Genomic DNA, 2,863 nt, shown 5'->3' with positions numbered 1-2,863 from the left:
GCCCCGGCCGTGCAGGGAGTATTCGTCGACGCTGCCGAACCGGTCCAGCAGGGCGCCCGCGCAGGCGAACAGGGCGGCCTTCACCCCGGCGTGCCCGAGGAGGTACAGGGCGACGCCGCCGTCCGCCTCGGGGGTGAGCACGCCGAGGCCGACGAGGAACAGTCCGGTGTGGGCGACGGTGGAGTAGGCGAGGAGGCGTTTGATGTGCCGCTGGTACCAGCACATGACGGCGCCGGTCACGGCGGTGAGGGCGCCGAGCGTCACCAGCGCCCGGGTCAGGTCGGCGGCGGGGATGCCGCCGGGTCCGGCGAAGACGGTGCCGTACACCCGCCACACGCCGTAGGCGCCGAGCTCGACCATGACGCCGGACAGCAGCATGCAGACCGGGGTGGGGGCGACGGCGTGCGCGTCGGGCAGCCAGAAGTGGAAGGGCACGGCCGCCGCCTTGACCAGCAGCCCGGTGAGCACCAGCACGAAGGAGGCCAGCACCAGCGCGTCCGGTCCGCCGGGTCCGGTCGTATCGAGGCCGTGGCCGATCCTCGCCATGGCCAGTTCGCCGGTACGGGCGTACAGCAGGGCGATGCCCGTCAGCAGGGCGTACGCGCCCAGGGAGTTGACGATGCCGAAGGTGAGGGCGCCCTGGACGGCCTTGGCCTCGTCGATGCGGTAGCCGGTCAGGGCGTACGCCACCACGCTCATCAGCTCGAAGAACACGAACGCGTTGAACAGGTCGCCGGCGAGGGCGAATCCGCACATGGCGCCCTGGAAGACCAGCATCAGCGCGGTGAACGCGCCGGTGTGGTTGTGCGGGGGCGCGTCGAAGTAGCGCCAGGAGTAGGCGAGGGCGGCGAGCGTGAGCACCGAGGCCAGCGTGGCCATGCCGAGGGCCGGGCCGTCCCCGACGACGACGATGCCGACGCTCTCCCGGCCGGCGGGCGGCCAGGCGCCGACCCATTCGGTCATCGTCGGGGCGGCATTCGGCAGCAGGACGAGGGCGAGGGCGGTGGTGCCTCCGGAGACCGTGAAGCCGGTGATCTCGACGGCGATCCGGGGCAGCCGGCGGCCGGTGGCCACCAGCAGGGCCGCGCCGAGCAGCGGGAGGGCGACGAGCAGCGGGAGCAGATGGCGCATCAGCCGCGCAGCTCCCGCAGTTCGTCGGGGTCGACCGTGCCGTGCCGCTTGGCGATCTGCAGCACGAGGGCGAGCAGCAGCGCGGTGACGGTGGCGCCCACGACGATGTCGGTGAGGGTGAGGGCCTGCACCACCGGGTCGACCACCGGGCGGGAGCCGGGCCGGAGGTCGGAGAAGACGGGTGCGGTGCCGCCGTCGCGGTAGCCGACGGCGAGCAGCAGGACGTAGGTGGCGGACTGGCACACCGCGAGGCAGCCCACGGCATGGATGAGGTTGCGGCTGGTGGCGAGGCCGTAGCAGCCGGTCAGGAAGAGGTAGGCGGCCACCAGGTACGGCAGGACGTGCGTCACGGGGTGCGCCTTTCGGATCGGTCCGCGGTGTTCAACTGCCGTGCTCCTCCTCGATCTCGACGGCCTGGTCCAGGAAGTGGGCGAGCAGCACGACGGCCGCGCTCGCCACCTCCATGCCGATGGCCGCGTTCAGCAGCGGGACGGCGCCGCCGGAGGACAGCGTGTTGAACGTGCCGTACGGCAGCAGCGTGTTGGCCAGGAAGGCGGTGCCGGCCAGCACCGGGGCGAGGCCCAGGACGAGATAGGCGCCGGTGGCGAGCGCGTCGGTGGTCTCGTAGACGCCGAGCGGGCGGACGCGTTCCAGCGCGCCGTAGTCGGCGCCGAGGTAGAGCAGGTGCAGGGCGGTCGCGGCGACGACCCCGCCCTGGAAGCCGCCGCCGGGGCTGAGCTGGCCGTGGGCGATGACGTAGAGGCCGGTGACCAGGGCGACGGGCAGCACGAGCAGGGCGTAGCGGCGGACCGGGCGGGCCACCTCGGCGGGTTCGGGCCGGGCGCGGTGCTCGTCGCGGGCCTGGCGCAGCAGCACCACGCAGCCGAGGACGGCGGCGAACAGGATGCTCATCTCGCCGAGGGTGTCGTAGGCACGCTGGTCGAAGTTGACGGAGGCGACGGTGTTGGCGGTGTGCCGCAGGAGGGAGGCGTGGACGGCCCGGTCTCCGTAGGGGTGGCGCCGGCCGCCGAAGCGGGGCAGTTCGAGGCAGGCGGCGACGAGCAGGGCGGCGAGCCCGGCGCCGCCCACGGCCAGCAACCACAGCCGCAGCCGGTTCACTTCGTCTCCTTTTTCGCGCGGCCCCGTCGTCTGACCTTGCGCACCGAGAGCATGATCAGCAGCGGGGTGAGGGCCGAGCCGACGGCGAGCTGTGACAGGCCCACGTCCGGGGCCTGGAGCACGGTGAACAGCGCGGCCAGCAGCACGCCCATGAAGGACAGCACCAGCGCCTGGCGGGCGGGGTCGCGCTGGGCCACGGCCGCGGTGGCGGAGGCGGCGACGAGCAGCAGGGCGACGACGATCAGCGGGTCAGCCACCCCGCACCCCCCGGAACCCACCGGCCAGCGCCCGGGAGGCGATGACGTTGCCGCCGATCAACAGGACGCCGATCACCAGCAGTTTCACCAGGGCGCGGCCGGGGCCGACGGCCACGCACAGCGCGATCACGACGACCGCGCCTGCTCCCGCCGCGGTCCAGGTCAGCCCCCAGGCGCCCGGGCGCCCTCCGGACAGCTCGTCGGAGAGCAGCCGCGCGAAGACCAGCGTGCCGATCGGGCCGAGCAGGGCGAGCAGCAGGGCGAGGTCGACGTAGGCGGGGCGGCCGTAGCCCTGGGAGAGCAGCAGCAGGGCCGGGCAGACGGCGGAGGTGGTCATGTTCTGGGCGATCACCCGG

General features: G+C 73.5%; 5 protein-coding genes. All 5 read right to left on the bottom strand.

Features of this window, described 5'->3' with window-relative positions; all coding sequences use genetic code 11:
- Positions 1-1,131: proton-conducting transporter membrane subunit (locus H5J33_RS29670; RefSeq protein ID WP_309485518.1), on the bottom strand; the 1,131-nt coding region annotated here is incomplete at its 3' end.
- The gene (locus tag H5J33_RS29665) at positions 1,131-1,481 is read right to left on the bottom strand and encodes a sodium:proton antiporter (RefSeq protein ID WP_181797882.1); all 351 of its coding nucleotides are present in this window, start codon (positions 1,479-1,481) and stop codon (positions 1,131-1,133) included. The genes H5J33_RS29670 and H5J33_RS29665, both read right to left, overlap by 1 nt.
- A gap of 31 nt (positions 1,482-1,512) precedes the next feature.
- The gene (locus tag H5J33_RS29660; protein ID WP_181797881.1) at positions 1,513-2,250 is read right to left on the bottom strand and encodes an MnhB domain-containing protein; all 738 of its coding nucleotides are present in this window, start codon (positions 2,248-2,250) and stop codon (positions 1,513-1,515) included.
- Complete coding sequence (locus H5J33_RS29655) at positions 2,247-2,507, bottom strand: hydrogenase subunit MbhD domain-containing protein (protein ID WP_181797880.1); 261 nt, start codon at positions 2,505-2,507, stop codon at positions 2,247-2,249. The genes H5J33_RS29660 and H5J33_RS29655 overlap by 4 nt, the downstream gene beginning before the upstream one ends.
- Positions 2,500-2,863, bottom strand: a 364-nt coding sequence (locus H5J33_RS29650) for an MrpF/PhaF family protein (protein WP_181797879.1), incomplete at its 5' end; no start/stop codon positions are given. The genes H5J33_RS29655 and H5J33_RS29650, both read right to left, overlap by 8 nt.

This window comes from Streptomyces sp. WELS2 (assembly GCF_013870595.1).
In the GTDB taxonomy this organism is placed as follows: domain Bacteria; phylum Actinomycetota; class Actinomycetes; order Streptomycetales; family Streptomycetaceae; genus Streptomyces.
Note: the sequence above shows the minus strand (reverse complement) of the source record. Positions and strands in the feature narration are given on the sequence as shown.